Source organism: Streptomyces sp. 15-116A (genome assembly GCF_025290915.1).
Lineage (GTDB): Bacteria > Actinomycetota > Actinomycetes > Streptomycetales > Streptomycetaceae > Streptomyces.
In genome coordinates this window covers 1-1156 of record NZ_JAOCQE010000549.1, presented here as the reverse complement: position 1 = coordinate 1156, position 1156 = coordinate 1, and the positions used below count along the sequence as shown (strand labels likewise).

The 1156-nt window shown below is 75.3% G+C and carries 1 protein-coding gene; it reads right to left on the bottom strand.

The genetic code is table 11. From position 1 onward, the window contains the following. Positions 1-966 (bottom strand): transcription antitermination factor NusB (locus tag N4P33_RS35395; RefSeq protein ID WP_260831012.1); only part of this gene is annotated, 966 nt, incomplete at its 3' end. Positions 967-1156: the final 190 nt, after the last annotated feature.

The window sequence follows — 1156 nt, the reverse complement described above, 5'->3', positions numbered from 1 at the left end:
GACCAGCCCTGCGCGGTGCGGCTGCTTCTCCGAGGCGAGCAGGACGGCGCCCCGCTCGGCGGCGAGCGCCCCGAGCAGCGCGGCCTTGCCGCCGGGTCCCGCGCAGCCGTCCAGCCAGAGCCGGTCGCGCCCCTCGACGGGCACGTTCGCGAGCGCCAGCGCGACGAGCTGGCTGCCCTCGTCCTGCACCCCGGCCCGCCCCTCGGCCACGGCCTCGACGGCTCCGGGCTCGCCGCCCTCGGTCAGCCGCACGGCGTAGGGCGACCAGCGCCCCGGCTCGGCGGCCTCCTCGGTCAGCAGCTCCTCGGTGGTGGCCCGCCCGGGACGGGCGACCAGCGTCACCTCGGGCCGCTCGTTGTCGGCCCGCAGCAGCTCCTCGATCCCGGCGCGCCCGCCGCCCAGGGAGTCCCACAGCGCGGAGACCACCCAGCGCGGATGCGAGTGCACGACGGCGAGATGGTCCTCGGGATCCTCGTCGTAGGGCGGCGCGACCCGCTCCAGCCAGCCGTCGAGATCGTCCTGGGCGACTTTGCGCAGCACGGCGTTGACGAACTTGGCCCGCCCGTCGCCGAGCACCACCCGCGCCAGCTCCACGGACGCCGACACGGCGGCGTGCGTGGGGATCCGCGTCCCGAGCAGCTGGTGCGCACCGAGGCTGAGCACGTCCAGCACCGGCGGGTCGACCTCGCGCAGCGGCCGGTCGACACATTCCGCGATGACCGCGTCGTACGTCCCCTGCCGGCGCAGCGTCCCGTACACCAGCTCGGTGGCGAGCGCCGCGTCCCGCGCGTCGAAGTCACCGCTCTCGCGTGCCTTGCGCAGCAGCGGTGGCAGGACGAGGTTGGCGTAGGCGTCCCGCTCGTCCACGGCCCGCAGGGCCTCGAAGGCGAGGACGCGGACGGGGTCCTTCTTGGGCCGGCGGTAGGGCTTGGCGGGTCTGCGGGGCCGACGGGGCTGGTCACTCACGAAAAAGGTGCTCCGGGTGTGGGACGAAGTGCGCACTCCAGCCTACGTCGTAGCAGCGGCGGGCTAGGCCCTGTCGTCAAATTCCCGTCGTCCGCCCGAAGGGCGGGCCTGGCGGCGGCGTGGGGGCACCTCCCGCCCGAGCCGTGCGAAGCGCGGTTCGAGGGTGGGGGAGCGTGCTCTCGGCGTGCCG